Origin of the sequence: Ferruginibacter sp. (genome assembly GCF_031430955.1) — a bacterium.
Taxonomy (GTDB): Bacteria; Bacteroidota; Bacteroidia; order Chitinophagales; family Chitinophagaceae; genus Ferruginibacter.
Genome location: NZ_JANPCM010000236.1, coordinates 1 through 1,703, shown reverse-complemented (window position 1 = coordinate 1,703; position 1,703 = coordinate 1). Strand labels below are relative to the sequence as shown.

Here is a 1,703-nt window from a genome sequence, read left to right as displayed (position 1 = left end):
TTTCTTTATTCAGGAGGCGTGGTAACCACTATTTATAAAACCGGCCAGCAGTGGGATGCCCCAAATGGCTGGGCACCTTTACAATGGATGACGTACAAAGGATTAATGAATTACGGCTTTACGGAATTAGCAATAACCTTAAAAAGTAACTGGCTTTCCAATTGCGAAAAAGTTTTTGCCGAAACAGGTAAAATGATGGAGAAGTATAACGTAATGGATACAACCGTTACTGCCGGTGGTGGAGAATACCCCAACCAGGATGGTTTTGGCTGGACGAATGGGGTGTATTTAAAAATGAAAAGCGAATAAAAAAAAGGTGAAGCTCCAGCTTCACCTTACCGGTGCCCACGAAAGGAATCGAACCTTCACACCCTTGCGAATGGCAGATTTTGAGTCTGCTGCGTCTACCAATTCCGCCACATGGGCTTACTTGTTTATTGGTTAATTTGTTAAATAGTTTATTAGTAACCTTTATTTGCATACCAATTAACTAATAAACCAGTAAACTGATTAACCAATCAGGGCTGCAATATTACGCTATCCGTCTATTCTGTCCAAAATACGCTGCAGGTATTTTTTTTTGTAATAGTATTCTTTTACTTTAAGCAGTTCTACGGTAGAAGTGGTTTCGGCACTAAAATTTTCTATACTATTTTTTACAGGTTCGTAAATTTCTGTTTCAAAATCATTTATCTGTTGTTGTGAATTTGCCGAAAGTTCCTCATTCAGTTCCATTACTTCCATTAAAAATTCGGGTGGCAGCTGGTATTTTTCTTCTTCTTCCAAAAGGCCTTTTAACTGCAGCACATATTTTATAGTTTCGTTTTCGTTTTTTAAAACTTTTAAGGCTTTATTAATTTGAGAAGATTTTTCCAGCGCTTCGCTTTGTTCATGTTCTGTGGCCTGAGTAAAAAAATCGGGGTGAAATTGCTTTTGCAATTCAAAATATTTTTTGGCAAGTGTATTTTTATCAACCTGTAAACTTACCGGTATATCAAACAGTTCAAAATAATTCATAAGGCAAATTTCAAATTAAAGACATTTTTAAGTTTTTTATTTAATTAGTAAATTTAAAATTACTGTTTAATACTAAAATTCAATTCTAAAATTTAATTCCCCTTCAGGGGATAGGGGCAAATTAATTAACTTGCCGCCTAAACAATACGATTGATGCTGACAATTGGTTTAATAAGAGAAGGTAAAATACCTGCGGATAACAGGGTGGCACTTACGCCGGCGCAATGCAAATGGCTGCATAAAAATTTTGATACCATACGTGTGGTGGCACAGCACAGCGATACCAGATGCTTTATGGATAAAGAATACGCCATGGCAGGTGTGGAAGTTAGAGAAGATATTTCGGGTTGCGATGTGCTGATGGGCATTAAAGAAGTACCGGTTGAACAACTGATACCCGGTAAAACTTATTTACTTTTTTCTCATACTAAAAAAGAACAGGAACACAATCGAAAATTATTTCAGGCTATTATAAAAAACAACATTACGCTAATAGATTACGAGTGCTTAACGCATGAAGATGGGCAGCGTATTTTAGGCTTTGGTTTTTTTGCAGGCATTGTTGGGGCACACAATGGCATGATGGCTTATGGAAAAAGAACGGGGTTGTTTAATTTAAACAGGGTGTATCAGCAAAAAGATTACCGTAATTTAATTCATACTTATTTTGGATTAAAATTACCTAA

At 36.2% G+C, this 1,703-nt stretch carries 3 protein-coding genes and 1 tRNA gene; 2 read left to right on the top strand and 2 right to left on the bottom strand.

What is annotated here, in order from left to right; translation table 11 throughout:
* The coding region (locus tag ACY65O_RS06620; RefSeq protein ID WP_462220065.1) for a trehalase family glycosidase at window positions 1–309 on the top strand (309 nt) is incomplete at its 5' end.
* Window positions 310–342: 33 nt separating this feature from the next.
* Here ACY65O_RS06620 and ACY65O_RS06615 read toward each other — a convergent pair.
* Both ACY65O_RS06615 and hscB read right to left on the bottom strand, forming a co-directional pair.
* Window positions 343–426, bottom strand: a tRNA-Leu gene (locus ACY65O_RS06615).
* 111 nt (window positions 427–537) lie between these two features.
* Window positions 538–1,017: a Fe-S protein assembly co-chaperone HscB gene (gene hscB / locus ACY65O_RS06610; RefSeq protein WP_462220064.1), complete on the bottom strand. Its 480-nt coding sequence runs from the start codon at window positions 1,015–1,017 to the stop codon at window positions 538–540.
* Between the two features lie 153 nt (window positions 1,018–1,170).
* On the opposite strand from hscB, the gene ACY65O_RS06605 reads away from it, so the two are divergent.
* On the top strand, window positions 1,171–1,703 hold a 533-nt coding region (locus ACY65O_RS06605; protein ID WP_462220063.1), incomplete at its 3' end, for a Rossmann-fold NAD(P)-binding domain-containing protein.